The sequence below is a fragment of the uncultured Sunxiuqinia sp. genome, assembly GCF_963974515.1.
Lineage (GTDB): Bacteria > Bacteroidota > Bacteroidia > Bacteroidales > Prolixibacteraceae > Sunxiuqinia.
Genome location: NZ_CAXBDD010000068.1, coordinates 1 through 21,299, shown reverse-complemented (window position 1 = coordinate 21,299; position 21,299 = coordinate 1). Strand labels below are relative to the sequence as shown.

Genomic DNA, 21,299 nt, shown 5'->3' with positions numbered 1-21,299 from the left:
TAAGGAGTCACGTCCATGACTTTACCGATCTGATTCGGAGTTCAATGCCGAAAGATGTTCACAACAAGGCACAACTGATGCGATCAACACCAGTTAAAACTGCTGCTTTGGCACAAACTTCAACGTTTCTGTAGATGCATCAATCCGTTGCAGAGCGATAAAACAAGCTCACAAATAGCCGGTTAAGTCTTTGTGCAGTATAAAAGATATCCGTGACTTGAGAACAGCCCGGTAAAAGTTTCCTTCTGAAGTAGGATTAGATCATTTGTTTTTTTCATAAATTTGGCTTGTCGATGGTTATTCAATTAGTGCTTCCTTAAAACTACCAGTTCATGAAGCATTAATCTAGTTAACTATTTTTCAGAAGGGGGTGGATCCGCAAAATCTGCTCCCTTTCTGCTTTTATCTTCGATTTTATCTCTTGATTACTTTTCTTTTTTTTATATTGATTACACTTCAAGCTTTAAGTCAAATCCGGGCTTCGTTTTTCCATGCCACACATTTGAGCATCTGGGACAAGCGCCTCTGATTTAGGTCATACAGCATCACCAAACTCGTTCCCTCCTGGATCAGAATTTTGTCCAACGATTCGCTCTTTTGATGAATAAACCGGTCATTCTTCCATGAAATGAGTGGCTTTGGATCGACATTCGGGCTAATCACCAAACGTGGTTGCGCTTGACCTAAAGCCGATGTATTGGAATACTTATAAAAAGTCGCTTTATACTTGCGTCCAAGTGAAACTTCACTAGTTATTGTTTCAGTCCGGTGGTTGAGCCATACTTTGCCCTCAACCAAAATGGCTTCAATGGTTGGCTCATCCTGATAGGCCTTGACGTTAAATTCGGTTTCGCCTCCTTCGACCAAAAATCCGAACGCATCAACCACAAAAGGTTTTTCATTATTCTTGGCCACCTGAAAATATCCTTCGCCTTCCAGATATACCAAGCGATTTTCCAAATTAAAATCCGTCGAATATGTGAGTTTGCTCCCGGCATTTAACCACACCACGGTACTATCGGGTAGAACAACCTGTGTTTTGGCCCCAAGCGGAGCTACAACTTCGCTGTACGAGACCGGACGCCGCTCAATCCCATGCTTTTCATTTGCAAAATAAGCTATCAAGCCACTAACCACAAAGATCAGCACCAGAATAGCAGCCACAGGCATTAGGCGATAAAAACGTGGTAATTTCCCAACTACGCGTTCCCGGTCTGCCGTGTCTGCTCCCATCTTGCATTCGAGACTCCGAAACAGCTTTGCTTTATCGAAAGCAACCAATTCCTGATAATCCTTTTCATCCAACTTTCGGAACATGGTATTTTCAATTTCCGAAGTCGCGCCTTCGTCTTGAACCAGTTGCTCCAATTCATCAAGGTCGGATGCTGTACAATCCACGGCCTGAAATTTATCAAGCAGCTGTTTAAAACGTTTTTCTATTTTTTGATTATCTTCCATCTCACTATCACATACAAGTAGCTTTCAAAAGCTACTCACGTTATTTTAAAAAAAATTCATCTTTTTTTGAAAAAAAATCATCTACTCAGTCTAAATAAAACAAAGACAAACAATTAACAGAATCAAATAGTCATCTTTTAAATGTTCCTTCAAAAATTTTGTTGCCCGATACACCTGGTTTTCAACCGTTCGAACAGACAAGCCCAGTTTCTCCGAAATTTCCGCATTCGAATACCCCTTCAAGCGACTCAAAATAAATATCCTTCTTTTTTGCTCAGGCAATTTATTCAGCACATCCTGAATTTTGTCTGTCAATTCATTCCGACGTAAGGTTTCCTCGGGTGTTTCGCTAAACGAGGAGTCGAGGCTCATCAAATGCTCTTCGTACTTTTGACGGACGATTTGGTGCTTCAAATGGTTAAATACCCGGTTGACCGTCATTTTATACAGAAAACTCTTGAACGACTTATCTTCATCAACTTCCGTTCTGATTTCCCACAATCGAAGAAAAACATCCTGCACAATCTCTTCGGTATCGTTTGAATCTTTCAGGTAGGAATAGGCAAAATGAAAAAGACGCTCACTGTAAGCATCAAAGATGACCTGAAAAGCATTCCGGTCTCCACCTTTTAGCTTTCGGATTAAATTACTGTCAATATGTTTAGACTCTTTCGCCAATCTTCTCCTATGTTATCAGGCAAGCGCGGCGATCCATCGCATGTGATCTGCCCGGCCTGTTTTCCGTTAATAAATCCATTTCACTCACTTCACACATCACTTAACGGTTGATTAATTCCACACTACGTATGTTAACAAACTCATTGGTTTCGCCCTTTGAGACCAATCCCCACCGGAAGCCCATGCCCCAGGGAACATAGCCCGATGCATCTACAGAATCCGCAATAATGTTCCACCTGCTGCCATCAGACACTGAAAACTGCAAAAGGTCGCCATTTTTTACACGCATTCTTAACTTGACTAAATCGCCATAACGGTCTGCGGGCACCGCCTCATATACATTCTTTTCTTGTCCTGACGTAATCCACACCTCAATCAGATCGTGGCCTGCCGTGATACCCAAGCCAGCCATAGGCGCTCCAAAACCGTTGTTGGTTGCACCAATTAACAGAATTCCACCTTTAACATCTGGCCCACTCATACTCAAATCGATCGTGGCTGTCACTTCAAAATTCATGGATTTTACAGGCTGTGCCAGCAAACTGCCAAGCAGATCGTTTTCAGCGGAAGCAGCCAACATTAATCCATTTTCGCCAGTAGCATAACTCAGTTTTTGTGTGGCCCGCCACTGCCAGTAAGGTTCCAGTGCTTTCGAAAAATCGTCGAAATAATCAATCCGATTATTTTCCAGCGTCATTTCCGTCGTGCGTTCAAAATAGGGCCAGTCATCATCGGTCCAGTGGAGCTCTTCCAGCAAACCTTCGCGCCCTACATAGTCGCCCCCTACTGTTTTATAAGAATGAAAAAGCAAGTAGTAGTCATTCCCCTGCTCGACCACATCACCGGTGCCCGGACATTTCCAGGTCTCATTGTCGGTCATGATCGGGTTGGCTTCATACTTTTCCCAGGAGCCCAACAAATTCTTCGACCGGGCCACCCCAATTTCATAGTCACAGGTAATATCGCAGCAGTTCCCTCCCGAATACAACAGATAGAAATAGTCGTCGCGCAGAAAAATACAAGGCCCTTCCACAATTTCGCCTTCCCACTCCTGGTCGTTTCGAATCAGCTCCTGTTTTTTGCCATACACTTTTTTACGATCCTCTGAAATGGGTTGCGCATAAATGATGGAAGGCTGACCGGGTGAATACACCTCTTTCCAAATCAAGTACAGCTTATTATCCCGGTCCCTGATCTCAAAAGCATCAATGGTTTCTATATTTTCAGAAATCATCAGCGGGCCATGATCCGTAAATGGCCCTTCAGGCGTGTCGGCACTGGCAACCGCAATGGTAATTTTACCAGTCGACTTATCCCGTCCGGTATAATATACGTATAGCTTTTTCTGCTTCTCATCATACGAAAGCTCGGGAGCGAAAAAATTCTGATGGGCCCAATCAGGTGCTCCACCGGGGAACACATAAGAAAGAAGTTCCCAATTATTCAGGTCGTCGGACTGATAGATGGGAAACAGCGGCGACCATTCATTGCTGGTGGCAGACGCATAATAAGTATCACCAATTTTTGCAACCGAAGGGTTTGGGCTATCTCCCGGCAAAACAGGATTAAAAGTACCGCCCGGCTTCTCGAATGAACAAGCTTGCAGCATTACAGCACAACAAAAAAACCATAAGAACCTTACTCTTATCTTCATTATAACGAAACAATTTTAAAACGCTCCATTTCAGGAAAAGTCACACCTAATCTTAAGCCATACAACTACGACAAAAAAGATACTCACGTCAGATTGAATTTTTTTCCTGCGAAGTATCATTTGCAGGGCACCGTAAGAGAATACAACTAATGTTGCTTGCTTCAACAATAGAAATTCACGTAGGAAACTACCAGCTCGGTCAGTAAAACAGTCTGTCGTTCCTTGATTCAGTCCGGTTTTCCTAATTCAAATTACTTAACACCAGGCTATTCCTGTCTCCCTTATCTTTTCACCAGCAAAAAACGAATGTAGCTTAAAATAAGGCGAAGTAGATCCTGAGAATTTCTTTTGATTAAACAAATTTCGCTTCTTTCAAATAATTCAGGCTAATCTCAACACTTTCGAAGGGATCCAATTCCCGGAAGCTGTCTTGCTCCACAAAAAAGTATTTCATTCCAGCGGTTTCTTTTTCAGCAAAAATGCGCTCAAAATCAATCCGTCCACGTCCCACCGGTGCAAAAAACTGATCGTCCGAAGTCACCATGTCTTTGACGTGCCACAGCTCAAAACGGCCGGGATATTTTTTAAAATAATCCACTGCATCACACCCTCCCCGGGAGATCCAATACAAGTCCAGTTCAAAAGTCACCAGTTTTGGATCGGTCTGGCCAATCAATAAGTCCATGGGGATCTCACCATCCATTTCCTCAAACTCAAAGGCATGATTATGATAACCAAATTTCAAGCCATGCTTTTGGGCAATCTCACCCATCCGATTGAATTTTTCGGCCGTAGCTCTATAGTCATCCAGGTTGGTTCTGAGGTTATCAGGCAAATATGGATAAATAATGTATTCAACGCCGGCCTTGGCGGCATCTTCGCACACCACATCGGCATTGTCGAGTTCATAAACCGTATGGGAACTGTGCAACGGCATGCCCAGCCCTCTCACGTGATTAGCAAAGGCCTTGGGCTCCATGCCATAAAACGTGCGGTCATTCATGTTATACCCGGCCGCTTCAAGTGAATTGTACCCGATCCGGGACAACTTTTCCAGCGTCGCTTCCTGATCAGCACTGATTTTATCACGAACAGTGTAAAGTTGTAATCCAATTACTTTTTTTGATTTTGACTCCCCACAGGCAGCTATTGGAAAAGCCATAGCGCCGGCAGCAAAGGCAGCAGTGGTCCGAAGAAAATTACGTCGATTGGTCATAGTCTATGCGTTTGGTTATTATCATTGAAGTATTTAAATCCATGTCAATAAAATTAAAAAATTAATCGGGGAGTCCGAAATCTTTCTCAGTTCGGCAAAAGAAAGCAGGCAAGCGCAAATAAAATTGGTCAAAATGTCTCCATGTTTTTCCAATCTTAACTAAATTGCATGGTCAATTTAAATCTGTTATTCAATCATCGCAATCAAACACCTCAAACTTATTACAATGAGAAGACGAATTTTATTACTGACAGTGGTTTTTTTCATGGCTGTGTCGGTGCAAGCTGAAGTCAAACCGGCCCGTATTTTCAGTTCCAACATGGTTTTGCAGCAAGGAATGGAAAACCCCTTATGGGGCTGGGCATCTAAAGGAGAAAGGATTACTGTATCATTTGCCGGGGAAATCCTAAAAACAAAGGCTGATAAAAATGGCCGATGGAAAGTCAACCTTCCAAAAATGGAATACGGTGGGCCATACAGTCTGACAATAAAAGGTGGAAATGAAGTTACGCTCGACAATATTTTGATTGGCGAAGTTTGGGTTTGCTCCGGACAATCAAATATGGAATGGGTGGTTGCCAACTCGAACAACAGTGCAAACGAAATTTCAGAAGCCAATTACCCCAACCTGCGTATGTTTACCGTTCCGAAAAAGGTCAGCCAGCACCCACTGGATGATCTGGATGGTGGCGAATGGGAAGTTTGCAGCCCCGAAACTGTTCCACACTTTTCGGCTGTGGGTTATTTCTTTGCACGCCATTTGATGAATCAACTGGATGTTCCGGTGGGCATGATTCATACCTCGTGGGGAGGAACGGTTGCCGAAACCTGGATTAGTCCCGAAAACATTGAAAAAGATCCGGACCTGGCTGCTGCTTTGAGCGAACTAAAGCAACTGGATCTGGAAAACTTCAAACAGCAAAAACTGGCCGAAATCGCTCAGCTATTTGGTGGCGAGCTACCCAAAAAAGATGAAGGCCTGGTCGACGGGAAAGCCATCTATGCTGCCACCAATTTGGACGATGCCAGCTGGGCGAGCATCCAAACACCTGCCCTCTGGGAGTCGAAAGGCTATCCTGAAATCGACGGAACCGCCTGGTATCGGACCAGCTTCACCTTAACTGCCGAACAGGCCCAAAATCAGGCCGTATTACACCTGGCAAAGATTGATGACAACGACCAAACGTGGGTGAACGGAAAACTGGTGGGGAAAACAAACGCCTATAATGAAGATCGGGTGTATCCGCTTGAAAACGGAATCCTAAAAGAAGGAAAAAACGTGTTGGCCGTGCGCGTGGTCGATAATGCCGGAGGCGGCGGAATTTACGGCGATGAAAGTCAGCTTTTTTTACAAGTCGGCGACGACCGGATCGTGCTCGCCGGTGAATGGAAATTCAAACTAACGGAAGTTTCGGTTGGCTCCATGGCTATTGGACCCAACTCCTACCCTACACTGCTCTACAATGGAATGATCAAACCGCTGCTTCCTTATGGAATTAAAGGTGCCATTTGGTACCAGGGCGAATCGAATGCCGGACGTGCTTACCAATATCGCCGCGTGTTTCAAACACTGATTCAAGACTGGCGCCAGCAATGGAACCTGGGCGATTTTCCCTTCTTTTGGGTGCAACTGGCCAATTTCATGCAGCCCAAAGATCAACCCGGAGAGAGCGCCTGGGCCGAACTACGCGAAGCACAAACTATGGCGCTGGAATTGCCCCATACCGGACAAGCTCTGGCCATCGACATTGGCGAAGCGAACGACATTCACCCGCGCAACAAACAGGATGTTGGCAAACGACTGGCACTAAACGCACTTAAAGTGACCTACGGAAAAGATATTGTCCATTCCGGCCCGATTTATGAATCGATGGAAGTGGACGGGAACAAAATCCGGATTCACTTTTCAGAAACAGGAAGTGGCTTGATGCTAAAAGACAAGTACGGCTACCTGAAAGCCTTTGCCATTGCCGGAGCCGACAAAAAGTTTCATTGGGCCAAAGGCGAGATCGTGGATGATAACACGGTCGTGGTCTATTCCGATGAGGTTGACCAGCCTGTAGCTGTTCGCTTCGGATGGGCGGACAATCCGGACGACCTGAACCTCTACAACAAGGAAGGACTTCCTGCTACGCCTTTCCGCACCGATGATTGGAAAGGGGTTACAGCTGACGCAAAATAATGGTAGATAAATCACTTGAACAGACCCGGCATTTCGACGAAAGTTGCCGGGTCTGTTTTGTTCGATCTGGTTGTTTGCTTACCTGGCCAATTGTTCTGTCGCGGCTGTCAATGATTGTCATTCCATAGTCATTTTATTGTCATTGATCGCTTCAAAACAATTAAATGACCCCTAATGACCATGAATGAATATAAAATGTCCTTAAGTAATGTTGTCCATATCCATTTATTGTATTCCCCATGAGCACAAATTTGTTATTCGCCTACGGAACCATTGCTGATCCGGAGTTCTTCGGCTACCTGCTCAAGCGTAAGCCGGTCTATGCGAAAGCTTGGCTGCTGGATTACAAACTGTTGGTAAACCCGGAATCCGGCTACCTGTTTGTGAAACCAGCCCAAGGACATCAAGTAACCGGCCAGCTGGCTGAAATCACTGCAGAAGAACTGGAAATACTCGATCTCTGGGAAGAGGTGCCTTTTTACCAGCGGGAAGTATTGGAGGTGCAAGCCACCGCGGGAACCCTAAAGGCCTTTGTTTACACACAAAATCAGGCCCGCGGAATCGCAATTAGCCAAGGAAAACCAAAAGAACGAGCAAGCATGTTGGAAGAAATAAAGGAATTTCGGCGTTGGCTCGACAGGCAGCAGAATCATTGACATTAATCAGGCAACTGTAATGCAGGAACGATTTTGGATACTTTTAAAGAAAAACCAAAACAATGTTATGAAACGAATCTTCTTGCTTGCTCTGCTAACAATCGCGTTTGCCTGTAAGCGACAACCTGAAATCACACAATGGCGCGGCGAAAACCGAAGTGGCATCTACTCCGAAACCAATCTGTTGAAAATTTGGCCGGACGATGGACCTGTGCCTGTGTGGGAAACCGAAATCGTGGGTAATGGTTACAGCAGCCCCATTGTAACCGACGAATTTGTTTTCGTCACCGGAGAAATTGACAGCCTTGGCTATTTGTTCAAATTGGATCAAAACGGGGAGGAAGTTTGGCGAACGAGCTATGGCCATGAATGGACCACGAACTTTGCAGGCAGCCGCGGTGCCCCAACTTTAGCGGGAAACTTGATCTATATCTGTTCGGGACTGGGCGATATCTGTTGCATCAACGTTGAAACAGGCGATAAAATCTGGAGTAAAAATATGCTGACCGACTTCGATGGAGTGAGTCCCCGCTTTGGATTCTCGCAGGCGCTTGTGGTAACCGGAGACCTGGTTTACTGCCAGCCTGGCGGCGAGCGCCACAACCTGGTAGCCCTTAACCGCGTGACTGGTGATTTGGCTTGGACAAGCAGTTGCAAGGGCGAACGCCCGGCATACAACTCGCCCCTACTCATCACATGGAATGAACGGACAATTCTAGCTGCTTTTTCAGCTTATCATCTGCTGGGACTGGATGCCCAAACCGGCAAAGTGCTTTGGCATCACGAGCAAACCAACACCAAGCCCGACGAGCGCGAACCAGGCAAGGGCGACACGCATGCCAACACCGTTTTGTTTGACGACGGCATGATCTATTACTCGGAGGGTGATGGCAACTGTGGGATTAAGCTTAAGTTGACTGACGATGGGACTGCACTGGAGCAAATCTGGAAATCAACCGATCTGGACAATTACATGGGTGGAATCGTCAAAGTAAGTGACAAGCTTTACGCCAGCAGCCACCGAAAGAACCAGTTTATCGCTATTGACTGTGCGACCGGGGTGCAAACCGACAGCTTGAAGATTGGTCGGGGCAGCACCATCTTTGCCGATGGCTTGCTTTATTTTTATGGAGACAAAGGCACGGTTTCGTTGATCACTCCGGCACCAGAGGGACTAAAAACAATCAGCTCGTTCAAGCTAACCAAAGGAACCAAAGAACATTTTGCCCACCCGGTTATCCACAACGGGCTACTGTACCTTCGACATGGAAACTACCTGGGAGCTTATCAGATTCTGAAGCAATCTTAGCTAATATCAGTAAACTATTCTATGAAACAAAAACCCTCCGCGAAGCAAATCGGGAGGGTTTCTTTTTTAGTCTTATTTCCGGATTATTTTCCAGCTTGTTCCAACTGCAAAGTCACGGTTGTGCGATCACATACTTCGGTTGGGCCCCAGTACTGAATTGGGCCCGGGTACAGGTAGCTGGTTTCAATCGCCCACTTGTCACGATTAGCCACTAAGTATTTAAACGGAGCGCCATCCAACTCAACCAGTGCTTTTTGAATCACAGGCTTCATGTGTCCATGGCGTTTTTCCATGTTCATCATTTGCGTAATTGGCACGCCGCCTGCAATCCACTGGTCTGCCGGAGCAGTGGTGTTCCGCACGCTCGACATGTACCCGGTTTTTCCCGCGCCAATCAATACCGAAGCGGTAAAGCCCAGGGAGTAACAGTAATCGGCATCGAAGTTTGAAGGGGCAGCACAACGGCCTTCGTAGCCAAAGAAGTGGTACTGTGTTCCGAATTTCCCTTTAAATTCGCCACTTTCTTTCATGTCGGCCAATTTGGTTTTCACCATTTCACCCAGCAATTTTTCGGTTTCAATCAGCGAAACCTGGACGTTTCCGTGTGGATCGCGGTCCAAGGTCAGCTGGCTGGCAATTCCGGTTGGCAGCGACTGGAATACAGCAGCCGATTCAGGACTTAACTGCGTGGCCAACCATTCCAGACGGTGGCTCTTTTTCATCATTTTGAATTCCTGTTCAATCGCAGAACCTTCGGCCAACAAATCGTTCAACTCGGCGATCAGCTTCTTCATTTCAGGAATAAATTCAACCAAGCCTTCAGGAATCAGTGCTACACCAAAGTTGTCGCCATTGGCAGCACGTTTGGCAATCACCTGGGCCATCGAATCCACGATCTCCTGAAGCGTTTGCTTTTTCTCGGCCACTTCTTCCGAAATCAGCGTGATATTCGGCTGCGTTTGCAGGGCAGCCTCCAACCCGATGTGTGAAGCTGAACGCCCCATGAGCTTGATGAAGTGCCAGTATTTCTTGGCCGAGTTGGCATCGCGTTGAATGTTTCCAATCAATTCAGAATAAACTTTCACAGCGGTGTCAAAACCAAACGAAGTTTCAATCATTTCGTTTTTCAGGTCACCATCAATTGTTTTTGGACAACCGACTACTTGTACACCCGCTTTTTTGGCGGCATAGTATTCGGCCAAAACACAGGCATTGGTATTGCTGTCGTCGCCACCAATGACCACCAGCGCTTTGATGTCCAGCTTTTTCAGAACTTCCAGACCTTTATCAAACTGCGCCTCTTCTTCCAGCTTGGTACGCCCCGAACCAATGATGTCGAAACCACCGGTATTGCGGTAAACTTCCAGGAAGTCGGCAGTAATTTCCTTGTACTGGTGATCAACCAATCCTCCCGGGCCACCCAGAAAACCATACAACTTACTGTCCGGATTTAGTTTTTTGATGCCATCGAAAATGCCGGAAATCACGTTGTGTCCGCCTGGCGCTTGTCCGCCCGAAAGAATGACACCCACGTTTACCGCAGGGACGTTGGCTGATTCCACACCTTCCTCAAAGGTAAGGATGGGCATTCCGTAGGTGTTGGGGAATAGTTTTTTAATGTCTTCCTGATCAGCAACAGATTCAGTTGCCGCGCCGTCTACGATTTTCACGGCACCTTTCAGAGATTTTGGAAGTTTAGGCTGATAATCAGCCCGGGCTTTCTGTAATGCGCTAATGGTCATGTTATTCATTTTTAGGATCGTATTATTATTAATTTTATTGCGTAAACCGATGCAAAATTAACGGAAAATGATTGGTTTAAACAGGTTGCCTAAACTAGTTGTCCTGATTTAAGGTAAATTTAAACCGCATTCAACTCATCTTTTGGCCTGACACTTTACTGCCGTACTTCGTTCGATGATTCAAAAAAATCGTGAAAAAACAGCACGTGATATTTCACTGCGTTGGTCCAGTACTCCCAGTTGTGGGCTCCCGGACGTTCAACATATTCATGCGGAATATTGCGCTCCAGCAGTTTTTCATGCATCCGCTTGTTGACATCGTAAAAGAAATCATTCACGCCACAATCGAAAATCAGCTTCAAGTTCCTCCCATCGAGCAAATAAACCAGATTGATCACGGTGTTCTCTTCCCAGTTCGTTTTGTTTTCGGCATAGGTTCCCAATCGCTTGGCAATATCCCAGTTATTCGGAAAAGGCCGGATATCCAGGCCTCCGCTCATACTTCCGGCAGCGCCCCACACCTCCGGATGACGAAACGCCAGGTAAAAAGCGCCATGACCACCCATGCTCAAGCCAGTTATTGCGCGGCCTTCGGGCGAAGGGATGGTTCTGTATTGCTGATCGATGGCTTGGACCAACTCGCGTGAAACATAGGTTTCGTATTGCATGGCCTCGTCCACCGGACTATCGAAATACCAGCTTGTGAAACCCCCATCGGGACAAACGATCATCAAACGATAATGATCGGCATAGGCCTTGACTGCCGGAACTTTGGAGACCCAATCACGATAATCTCCGGTAGCGCCATGCAAGAGATACACCACCGGCAAGTTTTCAGTGCCCTCCTGATAAGATTCAGGGACAATGACCACATTGGAAATGTTTTTCTTCATCACTTGGCTTTCAACACGCAAGGTATCAACCTGTGCTGCAAATATCCCTGAAATAGAAAACAGAAATAGAACGAGTAGCAATTTTAGTTTCATTGGTCTGATGGATTATTTTACGAATGGTACAAAAATAAGAAGTCATTCCCAATCTGGGTCACAAAGCCGGTTAATATTTAATGCCTGTCCGCTAACTCGCTCAATAGTCTTATCAAGTCCATGAAGAAGCCGGAAAACTTACTCGTCTGCCTTCCACGAAATGATTACTTGCTGCGCTCCCCAATCCAGCGCTGCTTCCTTGTCGTTTCCCATATAAATATCGATTCGCTGGGTCCAGCGCCGGTTCATTTTATCGAGCACCCGGTAGGTTCCTGGCAATCCTTCAATTTTTACTTTAGTATCGTAGGTTAAGCCTTCGGGAATGAGGTCGCGCGAAACAGCGATGCACTTCATGCCTGGCTCCAGGGTATCGCCCCAAGCCGTAATGGCTTCGTGGTCGGGATGAGTCTGTGAACCAATGGAGTTATAGGCTGTAGCCGTTACGACCATGGTTTTCACGTTCCGGCCAGCGCAGCCACCGACCAAAAAACCAAATCCCATCGCACCAACAATGAGCCACTTCAACCACAAAAAAACTGTTTCCCGCATCCAATTTTAAGACTTGTTCTATAATAGAAAGTCTTCCGGATGCAGCTTTGTTCAAATGAAAAGCTTATGACAGCCGCTATGGATACGAATCTGGCAAACAGCGGACAGTTGTCCCGTCAAGTTGTTGGTCATCTAAAGAATGAACTATGTGAACTACGATTTTGACAGTTGCTGGAATTCCTTCATCACATTTTGGTATACCTTGTTGACTCTGTATCCACCATCATGAAAATCATTGCCATTAGCACCGTAAGTTGAGTTTCCTTCGATCAGAACCGGACCCTCCTTTTCAATAGCCACATCCCAGCCAACCAAGCGTAAACCAGGCATTAACTTTGCAGCATTTATGACCAACTCTTTAACCTGATCAAAATACGGAATCTCGAAACCTTCAAAAACAGTTCCTGTTACCGGATGCGAAGTGAGTACTTTGATGCCATACTTTGGGTAACAATAACCATATTTCTTCAGCGTCCCAGCGTTCAAATTTATTCCAATTCCATATCCCCCTTGGGTAATGTTGTCGAGGTACGAATCATTAATGTTGATTCTGATAAAACCTGATATGACATCAACCTTCCCGGTGCTATCAATAAAAGTGTCAATTCGAATGGTATTTACGCACGAAGGATTTAGTTTGTCCACATGCTCGTGTTGAATGATTGTTTCCTGAAACAAAAAACCTGAACGAACAACATCCTGGTAAATCGCTTCAACGTATGGTGCATCTTCCTCACATCGCTGTTTGGATAATTTATAAATCTCATATCCCCCGTAACTCCCATACATTTTCTTTATAATAATTGAATCGTAATCTGGATTGTTATTGAAAATATCTTTCAATACCGCATGAAAATCCTGTCCATTATCCAATTGAAAGCTATCAGTTCCAAAAAAGAAAATTTTCTTAAGGTTGTACATAATCGTTTTAGGCAACCTGATATTGAATTGCTTGTAGTATAAATCGAAATACAATTTATTCTCCAGCGTAAGAGAAATGTCTTTCTCATTAAAAAATGATGTGATTCGATCTAAATGATCTGACGGAATATAATTTTCAATGTTTCCCATTCCCTTTTTAAAAAGGTACCTGGAAAAGTAAACTCGTGGAATTGTTTTATTGAAAAAAGTGAGGTGGCTAATCTCTGTCAGCATCTGTCTAAGCGGCTTCCTATCGGGATCTTTGTAGATTTCATAAAACAATTTGGCTTTGGATAGTTTTGCAGGTTTCTTCGTCGTTTCCATTTGCATTAAGTTTAGTCGTTAAGCGGATATATATTGTCAAAAATAACCCTTTAAATTAAACCATAGGCTATTTAGACTGTTTTTCTGCAATTCCTCACCACTGTCTCATCAAGACAACGTGACAGAATATGCAAAATTACTGACATGTATTTACTTGTTTTTTGCAAAAAATTTCAGGTAAAGGCGTAAATGATCGCCATACCACTTGCGATTAAAGATTCGCCGGTTTAAGTAGGTCCGCTTCTCTTCAGAGTAAAATGCCTGAAAAATCTGCCCCAGATAGCCCTTGAAAATCCGTTCTCCAAGAAACAGGGTGCTGCGGTGTGCATTGTAGAATAAAACGGATGACAAGTTTAGCGCATGTTTGGTATAAAGCACCCGGTAAGCCCTATTTCTTTTTGGGAAAAAGGCCAGGTCTAAGCCAAATACGCGGCGAACCAGGGCGAAATAGGCAATTGCTTTTTGCCTCGGTTTAATTTCTGTGAGTGCTCGCTCCAGCGGAAATTTTTTCGATAGCAAATACAAATCATAAGCTCCACGCAGCGACAATCGTCCAAACAAGTGCCCTTGGTTGGAAAGCTGCCCATGAATAAAGTTATGGATAAGTTTATGTTTGGCCGAAGGCACATATGATCCGGGTAAGTCCTCCACCGACTGCTTTTCAAGCTCAATCAGCTCATTGTTGAACCATCCTGTGAACTCCTCATCAACCGGAATCCGGTGAATTTCAATCGTTGCCCCGTACCCGGGATGATAGAGCCGCGGGTAATGCTTAAAAGTTTTGATGTCTTTATAATCTGGTGTATCATACGCTTCAGCATATCCCGCATCCTTCATCAGTCGGGCCGATTTGAGGTATTCGTCATCAGAAACCAGAAAATCGATGTCACCAAGGATCCGTTCGCCAATGTCAGCGTAAAGCCCGTCGAGCAAATTAGCCGATCCTTTCAGAAACACCGGATAGATCTTGTGTGGGTTCAGCACGCTGATGATCTCGTGAAGCTGTTTCAGAATTTGTGTATTCCTGGACACATTCAACGCATAAACTTCCTGCAGATGGCTTGACAAATCCTCCGGCAAGTGGTCAAGAATATCGTATGCCCTAAATTTCAGATAGATGGCAGGTAGAACCAGGTGATCACTACACAACGAAACAAACTGGTGCCAGTCAATCATCTCAGACTTTACACAGGCAATGACTTGGTCTTTAAACTCCGGATGTTCCTCCAAAGCAAGGCATTTCCCTGTAAAATAATAGATTTCCCTGTCAGTCATTGGCAAACAATTGGTTAATCGCTTCCAAAGCTTTTGAGTTGTCGGAATAATTGAGTTGATAAAACGACAGGTCTGCCACCCGATCAAACAAGATTTCTACGTTGCCGGGAGTCGGTGGCACCCAAACTTGTTCGAGAAGCAACCTTAGCGCTTCATAAAAATCGAGTTGATCCAATTGAAAATCGATGGCCGGATTGTACTTCACAAAGATGATTTCCTTCACGGGGAAAATCAGCTGCATCAAATCATTTTCAATGGGTAAATACCGTACTTTTTTATTTGGGGCAACTTCTCTCAACTGCTTGCCGGCCAGTTCGGGATAGTACGAAGTCAGCACTTCCATTGAGCCTTCCTTGACCGACATAGCTATCGGAAAAGGATAGGCATTCATCGAGAATTTATCAAACGGCACAAAGTCGTCAGAAATAAGATGGTATCCCTGCGCCCGCAGCAAAGCGGCAAGGGTTGTCTTTCCACTTCCGGGAGCCGCCGAAAAAAGGATCGTTTTCCGGCCATTGGTAATTGCCGAGGCATGAACAGTCATCAGCCAGTCTTCTTTTTTCTTTTGATGAAGCACATTAATCAGTTCCAAAAACACCATGCCTTTTACCAGGTGGCTTTCGTCAGTACCCCATATTCCCCTCACCTCCTTGTTGGATCTGAAAACAACCTGCTCCTGAAATGTGAACAACTCAAAAAGAATCGCTTCACCCTCATTTCCGGGTGCTTCCAAATGACTGATCAGGGGATGAATGTACCGCTCGAGCCAAGGTGTTTCGAAAGAAAACCGGATCACCCGGGTTCCCAACCGGTAAGAATAACCCGAGGATGAATTAAAATTGTGTTGAGCTGCCTGCGCAAAATCAGGCTCCGGATCAGAATCAGAGCCTATAGCAAGAGGCTGGTTCATCTGGTCAACCCGAAATCTAATTTCACTTACAAAGGTCAGACTCTCCTCCGGGGTCCACCCATACCGTTGCTCCAATTCAGAGGCAACTGATTCAGGCTGGTTGTCTCGAACAATTTCTTGAAAGACAAACCAGGCCGGCTCCTCCAACTGAAAGTATAAATTGCTGTTCTGAAACCAAACCAGGTAACTCTGTCCAATTTTTCGTTTAATGTAGGGAATGTCAGCCATTGAAACACTGTTTAATAAATTGGTTGCGGATGAATGTGGCGTTAAATATAAAAATATTTCCCATGAGAACGCTTCTCATACTTGATCTAATCAATGCCTTGATTGACTTCAGATCAATCGTTGCCTGTTAACGAAAAATATCTCACAAAACGATAAGCCCGTTAGCGCTGAACAAGTTTGAAAGGATGAACATGGCGACTCTCACAAAACCTCTGAAAAGAGGCTGCTCAGCAAGAGCAAAAAAAATTTAGGGGAATTTACCTATTGTTCACCTGACAGGCAAGACTTAAATTGCCCCAGTAGGTCAGTACCTATCAGCAGTTTCGATCTTAGAAATTCAATTCTAGAGCCAATATATTTATATTAATACACAAATTCACTTAAAATGGAAAAACGAAAAACTGACGTTGGGACGAAAATTCAAGATTCTTTAGGGAAGAAGATGACACGAAAGGAAGCGATCAAAAAAACCGGCTATGCCGCTGCATCGGCTGCAACCATGATGATCTTGCTGAGCAATAATGCCACGGCAGGCGGAGGGAATGATGATGGCTACAAAATTGGTGATGGATTCAAATCTGGTGATCGCGATAGTCGCGGCGGTGGCAGGCATGGCGGTGGAAGACAAGGTGGTGGACACGGAGGTGGACATCACAGTGGCCCCAGCACTTCACCGTGCAACTAGCGGGATTGAGCGGTGAGCTCATTTCATAAGAATTAGGGTAAGAGGCTGATCAGAACACGTTCAGCCTCTTTTTTACAACAACGATCAAGGGCAAATTCAGTAGCCCCTTCATTTCCCAGCTTACGGGCGACAAGCAGCTTAAGCCTACTTCACCCCATCCAGTTCGGCATGCCGGAAACAGCTTATCAAATGATCGTTGACCATGCCAGTAGCCTGCATGTGCGCATAAATAATGGTCGATCCTACAAACTTGAATCCCCGGCTTTTCATGTCTTTGCTGATCTTGTCAGAAAGTTCTGTCCGGGCGGGCAACTCTTCCAACTTTTCGAAATGATTAACGATGGGCTTGAAATCAACAAAGGACCAGATGTATTGGTCGAACGATCCGAATTCCTGCTGCACTTCCAGAAAGCGCTTGGCATTGTTCACACTGGCCGCTACCTTCAGGCGGTTGCGGATAATGCCTTCGTTCTGCAGCAACTCCTGCAGTTTAGCGTCGTCGTATGCCGCTACTTTCACCGGATCAAAATTGTCGTACGCCTGTCGATAGTTTTCACGCTTGCGTAAAACCGTCAACCAGCTTAATCCGGCTTGCACGCCTTCCAGCAACAAAAACTCAAACAACAGCTGGTCATCGTGTACCGGCACGCCCCATTCGGTATCATGATATTCAATGTACAAATCATTTTTCAGGCACCAGTCACATCGTTTCATTGGATCGATTTTTGTTAAAAATTCAAAATTTGAATAAAAATACAAAAAACATCGCCAATCAACTTAGAATATTCGTTTTGCTCTTTGTAAATTGCGCCACACGAAAATAACAACATGTGATAACCCAACAAGTATCAGCCATTCGTTTGAACGCTGTCCGGATGAAGCAAAACGGACCTCAAACGGAGCTTGCAAAGAAAAAAAAAACATGATTGGCTGAAAAGACTAAATAGATGAAAATCAAATTATCCCTTATATTCTTGCTCCTTTCTAACCTGGCTTTTAGTCAGTTGAATATTAGCCACTACATCCGTGTGGGACAAACCCGGATCCAGATTGGCAACTATGTTGGGGCAATCGAAAATTTCAACATTGTCATCAAGTTTAAGCCACAACTTCCGGAGCCCTACTATTTCAGAGGGGTGGCCAAGCACCAGCTCGAGGACTTCCGGGGAGCTATTCAGGATTACAATAAGGCAATTAGCATTAAACCCTATTACCCGGACGCGTTTATGCATCGTGGACTGGCTTACCTGGAACTGAAAGATTACGATGCCGCCATTGCCGACTATAACCGTGCACTGGAACTTGACCCTGACAACGAGGCAATTTATAACAACCGGGGAATTGCCAAACTTTCATTAAAAGATATTGAAGGGGCCATTGCCGATTACAACAAGGCACTGGAGATTAACCCCAACTTTATCAACAGCTTCATTAACCGAAGCAATGCCAACATATTGAAAGGTGACATTCCCGAAGCCATTCGCGATTTGAACCGGGCCATCATGATTCGTCCGCACTTTGCCAGCGCTTACTTGCTGCGGGGATTGGCGCGTTTCGAACTGGAAGATTTTGCCGCCGCCCTGCGCGACTTCGACCAAACTATCAAACTGGATCCGCAGAATGCATACGCCTATAACAACCGGGGTATCGTGAAGCAACGACTGGAAGATTACCAAGGTGCCATTATGGACTATGATTTAGCATTGGATATCAACCCAACCTTGCCGAATGCATATTTTAACCGGGGAATTGCCAAGGAAGTTCTGAAAATACCGGGATACGAGAACGACTATGACGTGGCCGCCAAGCTGGATCCGCGCCTGAACATCAGGCAACGCATGCTGGAAGATGACGCTCTGGCGCAACAGCAGCAGCAAACCAAACAGCAAAGCCCTGGGGCAGCAGGCCAGCAACAAGCACAAAATACACAACAAAAGCCTCCGGCACAAACGCCCCAGCGCCCAAATACCCAGCAAAAACAAGAGAAAAAGCAGGAGGAAACACAGGAACAACGGGACCGCCGCCGCTTTCGCCTTTCGCTGGCCGACACCCGTAACCTGCCCACAGATGATGAGCAAGACGTGGACGATGGTCGCATCCAAAACCGGAACATCATCATTGAATTGCAGGACATTTTCGTGATCTCATCATTCAGCCGCAATTCGGTTGACTACGAGCGTTTGCAATATTACAACCTGGCATTGGAAGAGTTGAACCGCTTCAACAACTATACGCCAATGATGACGATCAGTAACATCAAAACCACCACTTTCGAAGATCATTTCAGAAATCAAATATTATACTTTAACGAAAAAATTAAAGCAAACAAGGTGGCTGAAAATCATCTAAGCCGGGGAATTTTTAAGTTTTTGGTGGGCGAATACAGCGAAGCCATGGATGATTTTGACCAAGCCATTACCATGGATGAAAGAAACACGCTGGCGCATTTTAGCCGTGCAAACTGCCGGGTGCAGATGGTTGAACTGCTCGAGTCGTTGCCAGACTTCTCGGAGGATATGACCATCCCGGTGGGATCAACACCAGAGCCAAACCCAAACACTCCGGAGATGGTCAATGATTACGAAGATATTCTCAATGACTACCAGGTTTGTATTCACATTAAACCTGATTTTCCATTCGCCTATTACAACAAAGCGTTCATCCTTTGTAAACTGGGCCGCTACCAGGAAGCCATCCGAAACTTCGACAAAGCCATTGAGCTACAACCTGACTTTGCTGAAGCCTACTTTAACCGGGGCCTGACCAAGATTTATCTGGACGAAATGGACGGAGGTGCCAACGACCTGAGTAAAGCCGGCGAACTGGGCATTCAGGATGCGTACAATATTATTAAGCGGTATTGTAACTAAAAAAGGGTAAAAATGAGCTTATCTCCCCTTGCAGAACGACTTCGCCCGAAAAAGCTGGACGACTACATTGGCCAGGATCATCTGGTTGGTGAAGGAGCCGTTTTGCGCAAAATGATTGAATCAGGAAACATCTCGTCCATCATTTTATGGGGCCCGCCCGGGGTTGGAAAAACCACGCTGGCAAAGATCATTGCCAACACGCTCGACCGTCCGTTTTATATTTTGAGCGCCATCAACTCGGGCGTGAAAGATGTTCGTGAAGTCATTGAAAAAGCGAAAAAGACGCAGTTTTTCAATCATCCCAATCCCATTTTGTTTATCGATGAGATTCATCGGTTTAGCAAATCGCAGCAAGATTCGTTGTTGGGTGCAGTTGAACAGGGCGTAGTAACATTGATTGGCGCCACCACTGAAAATCCTTCCTTCGAAGTGATTTCGCCACTGCTCTCACGTTGCCAGGTTTATGTGCTGAAACATCTGGAAAAAGAGGGCCTGCTGAAAATTCTGGACTTGGCTATTCAAAAAGATACCGACCTCAAGAAACTGGAAATTGTGGTTCAGGAACATGAAGCTTTGTTGCGCTTTTCTGGCGGCGATGCCCGGAAACTGCTCAACATTCTCGAACTGGTTGTGCTGGCCGAAGAAGGTCCAAAGGTTGTCATCACAAACGAGAAAGTCACCGACCGGCTTCAAAGCAGCCAGGCTATTTACGACAAGAATGGTGAAATGCATTACGACATTATTTCGGCTTTCATCAAAAGCATCCGGGGCAGTGATCCCGACGCGGCGGTGTACTGGTTGGCCCGTATGCTCGAAGGTGGCGAAGATATCAAATTTATTGCCCGCCGGCTGCTCATTCTAGCTGCCGAAGATGTGGGGCTCGCCAATCCCAATGCGCTGCTTTTGGCACAAAGCACCTTCGATGCAGTGCATAAAATCGGGCCGCCCGAGTCACGCATCATTCTATCGGAATGCACCATCTATCTGGCTACGTCGCCCAAGAGCAACTCGGCTTACGAAGCCATTAATACAGCGCAGGAATTGGTTCGACGAACCGGCGATTTACCCGTTCCTCTCCACATTCGCAATGCGCCATCGAAACTGATGAAAGACCTGGGCTACGGCAAGGACTACAAATACGCACATGCCTACAAAGGCAACTTTGCAGAACAGGATTTCCTTCCGGAGAAAGTCAAAAACGAACGCCTGTACAAACCTCAAAACAACGCGACGGAACTTAAAATCATGGAGCGTCTAAAAGCATGGTGGGGAAAGCGGTTTGAATAGAAGCTTGAGTTCTGGTGTTGCGACTTGCCTGTTAGGTTCACAGTGCGCCCCCAATCCTCCAAAAAAACAATTCCGCTAATCCATTGTTCTTCTGAAAAACAACAAAGACAATTGAACCAATGGGTAAAAGTGCTTGCAAGAAAAAGGATTATGTGGAGCCTGAAGACGCCAAATACTGCTGCAAAAAGTGTGACGTGAAAGCAAAAAAAGAGAGTAAGCTCTGCAAACCAAAAAAAATCAATTCATAGCGATGAAAAATTGGCTACCAACCTTAATAACCCTTCTTTCTATTTTTCTATCTCATCGTGTTCCGGCTCAAGACTCAGTGAGCTTGGAGTCAGAATCATCCATTCAGGATTCGGTATTTGC

General features: G+C 45.3%; 17 protein-coding genes. 6 read left to right on the top strand and 11 right to left on the bottom strand.

Going from position 1 to position 21,299, the window contains the following annotated elements:
* Positions 1-468: 468 nt before the first annotated feature.
* From AAC033_RS13710 to AAC033_RS13695, 4 genes are all read right to left on the bottom strand, one after another.
* Positions 469-1,398, bottom strand: a complete 930-nt coding sequence (locus AAC033_RS13710) for a FecR family protein (protein ID WP_339739049.1) — start codon at positions 1,396-1,398, stop codon at positions 469-471.
* A 150-nt stretch (positions 1,399-1,548) separates the two neighbouring features.
* On the bottom strand, positions 1,549-2,136 hold the full coding sequence (locus AAC033_RS13705; protein WP_339739047.1) for an RNA polymerase sigma-70 factor: 588 nt from the start codon (positions 2,134-2,136) through the stop codon (positions 1,549-1,551).
* A 100-nt stretch (positions 2,137-2,236) separates the two neighbouring features.
* Positions 2,237-3,790 (bottom strand): family 43 glycosylhydrolase, encoded by a 1,554-nt coding sequence (locus AAC033_RS13700; RefSeq protein WP_339739045.1) that lies wholly within the window; start codon positions 3,788-3,790, stop codon positions 2,237-2,239.
* Positions 3,791-4,142: 352 nt separating this feature from the next.
* The gene (locus AAC033_RS13695) at positions 4,143-5,006 is read right to left on the bottom strand and encodes a sugar phosphate isomerase/epimerase (protein WP_339739043.1); all 864 of its coding nucleotides are present in this window, start codon (positions 5,004-5,006) and stop codon (positions 4,143-4,145) included.
* 226 nt (positions 5,007-5,232) lie between these two features.
* On the opposite strand from AAC033_RS13695, the gene AAC033_RS13690 reads away from it, so the two are divergent.
* The 3 genes from AAC033_RS13690 (at position 5,233) to AAC033_RS13680 (ending at position 9,153) form a co-directional block, all read left to right on the top strand.
* Positions 5,233-7,188, top strand: coding sequence for a sialate O-acetylesterase (locus AAC033_RS13690; RefSeq protein WP_339739041.1), 1,956 nt, complete (start codon positions 5,233-5,235; stop codon positions 7,186-7,188).
* Positions 7,189-7,427: 239 nt separating this feature from the next.
* On the top strand, positions 7,428-7,844 hold the full coding sequence (locus AAC033_RS13685; RefSeq protein WP_339739039.1) for a gamma-glutamylcyclotransferase family protein: 417 nt from the start codon (positions 7,428-7,430) through the stop codon (positions 7,842-7,844).
* Between the two features lie 67 nt (positions 7,845-7,911).
* On the top strand, positions 7,912-9,153 hold the full coding sequence (locus AAC033_RS13680; protein WP_339739037.1) for a PQQ-binding-like beta-propeller repeat protein: 1,242 nt from the start codon (positions 7,912-7,914) through the stop codon (positions 9,151-9,153).
* A gap of 83 nt (positions 9,154-9,236) precedes the next feature.
* Here AAC033_RS13680 and AAC033_RS13675 read toward each other — a convergent pair whose 3' ends face one another.
* The 6 genes from AAC033_RS13675 to AAC033_RS13650 all read right to left on the bottom strand — a co-directional run bounded on the left by AAC033_RS13675 (position 9,237) and on the right by AAC033_RS13650 (position 16,088).
* Positions 9,237-10,895, bottom strand: coding sequence for a diphosphate--fructose-6-phosphate 1-phosphotransferase (locus AAC033_RS13675; protein WP_339739035.1), 1,659 nt, complete (start codon positions 10,893-10,895; stop codon positions 9,237-9,239).
* A gap of 155 nt (positions 10,896-11,050) precedes the next feature.
* Entirely contained in the window at positions 11,051-11,881 is an 831-nt protein-coding gene (locus AAC033_RS13670; protein WP_339739034.1) for an alpha/beta hydrolase family protein, read from the bottom strand.
* Between the two features lie 138 nt (positions 11,882-12,019).
* Positions 12,020-12,430, bottom strand: coding sequence for a hypothetical protein (locus AAC033_RS13665; protein WP_339739033.1), 411 nt, complete (start codon positions 12,428-12,430; stop codon positions 12,020-12,022).
* Positions 12,431-12,583: 153 nt separating this feature from the next.
* Entirely contained in the window at positions 12,584-13,675 is a 1,092-nt protein-coding gene (locus tag AAC033_RS13660) for a sugar-transfer associated ATP-grasp domain-containing protein (protein WP_339739031.1), read from the bottom strand.
* Between the two features lie 150 nt (positions 13,676-13,825).
* The gene (locus AAC033_RS13655) at positions 13,826-14,950 is read right to left on the bottom strand and encodes a nucleotidyltransferase family protein (protein WP_339739029.1); all 1,125 of its coding nucleotides are present in this window, start codon (positions 14,948-14,950) and stop codon (positions 13,826-13,828) included.
* Positions 14,943-16,088 carry a hypothetical protein gene (locus tag AAC033_RS13650; protein WP_339739027.1) on the bottom strand — a complete coding sequence of 382 codons (1,146 nt, stop codon included), beginning with the start codon at positions 16,086-16,088 and terminating at the stop codon, positions 14,943-14,945. The genes AAC033_RS13655 and AAC033_RS13650 overlap by 8 nt, the downstream gene beginning before the upstream one ends.
* A gap of 442 nt (positions 16,089-16,530) precedes the next feature.
* Here AAC033_RS13650 and AAC033_RS13645 point away from each other — a divergent pair, with 442 nt between their 5' ends.
* Positions 16,531-16,773 (top strand): hypothetical protein, encoded by a 243-nt coding sequence (locus tag AAC033_RS13645; RefSeq protein WP_339739025.1) that lies wholly within the window; start codon positions 16,531-16,533, stop codon positions 16,771-16,773.
* Between the two features lie 144 nt (positions 16,774-16,917).
* On the opposite strand, the gene AAC033_RS13640 is transcribed toward AAC033_RS13645, so the two are convergent.
* Positions 16,918-17,487, bottom strand: a complete 570-nt coding sequence (locus AAC033_RS13640; RefSeq protein ID WP_339739023.1) for a DNA-3-methyladenine glycosylase I — start codon at positions 17,485-17,487, stop codon at positions 16,918-16,920.
* Between the two features lie 233 nt (positions 17,488-17,720).
* Between AAC033_RS13640 and AAC033_RS13635 the strand changes: the two genes are divergently transcribed.
* Positions 17,721-19,643 (top strand): tetratricopeptide repeat protein, encoded by a 1,923-nt coding sequence (locus tag AAC033_RS13635; RefSeq protein ID WP_339739021.1) that lies wholly within the window; start codon positions 17,721-17,723, stop codon positions 19,641-19,643.
* A 12-nt stretch (positions 19,644-19,655) separates the two neighbouring features.
* A complete protein-coding gene (locus tag AAC033_RS13630; RefSeq protein WP_339739019.1) occupies positions 19,656-20,930 on the top strand; it encodes a replication-associated recombination protein A in 1,275 nt (424 codons plus the stop codon).
* The last annotated feature ends 369 nt before the right edge of the window (positions 20,931-21,299 follow it).

Coding starts and splice junctions, on each gene's coding strand:
- AAC033_RS13700 (WP_339739045.1), bottom strand. CDS start 3,790: ATGAAGATAAGAGTAAGGTTCTTATGGTTTTTTTGTTGTGCTGTAATG.
- AAC033_RS13695 (WP_339739043.1), bottom strand. CDS start 5,006: ATGACCAATCGACGTAATTTTCTTCGGACCACTGCTGCCTTTGCTGCC.
- AAC033_RS13690 (WP_339739041.1), top strand. CDS start 5,233: ATGAGAAGACGAATTTTATTACTGACAGTGGTTTTTTTCATGGCTGTG.
- AAC033_RS13685 (WP_339739039.1), top strand. CDS start 7,428: ATGAGCACAAATTTGTTATTCGCCTACGGAACCATTGCTGATCCGGAG.
- AAC033_RS13680 (WP_339739037.1), top strand. CDS start 7,912: ATGAAACGAATCTTCTTGCTTGCTCTGCTAACAATCGCGTTTGCCTGT.
- AAC033_RS13675 (WP_339739035.1), bottom strand. CDS start 10,895: ATGACCATTAGCGCATTACAGAAAGCCCGGGCTGATTATCAGCCTAAA.
- AAC033_RS13670 (WP_339739034.1), bottom strand. CDS start 11,881: ATGAAACTAAAATTGCTACTCGTTCTATTTCTGTTTTCTATTTCAGGG.
- AAC033_RS13665 (WP_339739033.1), bottom strand. CDS start 12,430: ATGCGGGAAACAGTTTTTTTGTGGTTGAAGTGGCTCATTGTTGGTGCG.
- AAC033_RS13660 (WP_339739031.1), bottom strand. CDS start 13,675: ATGGAAACGACGAAGAAACCTGCAAAACTATCCAAAGCCAAATTGTTT.
- AAC033_RS13655 (WP_339739029.1), bottom strand. CDS start 14,950: ATGACTGACAGGGAAATCTATTATTTTACAGGGAAATGCCTTGCTTTG.
- AAC033_RS13650 (WP_339739027.1), bottom strand. CDS start 16,088: ATGGCTGACATTCCCTACATTAAACGAAAAATTGGACAGAGTTACCTG.
- AAC033_RS13645 (WP_339739025.1), top strand. CDS start 16,531: ATGACACGAAAGGAAGCGATCAAAAAAACCGGCTATGCCGCTGCATCG.
- AAC033_RS13640 (WP_339739023.1), bottom strand. CDS start 17,487: ATGAAACGATGTGACTGGTGCCTGAAAAATGATTTGTACATTGAATAT.
- AAC033_RS13635 (WP_339739021.1), top strand. CDS start 17,721: ATGAAAATCAAATTATCCCTTATATTCTTGCTCCTTTCTAACCTGGCT.
- AAC033_RS13630 (WP_339739019.1), top strand. CDS start 19,656: ATGAGCTTATCTCCCCTTGCAGAACGACTTCGCCCGAAAAAGCTGGAC.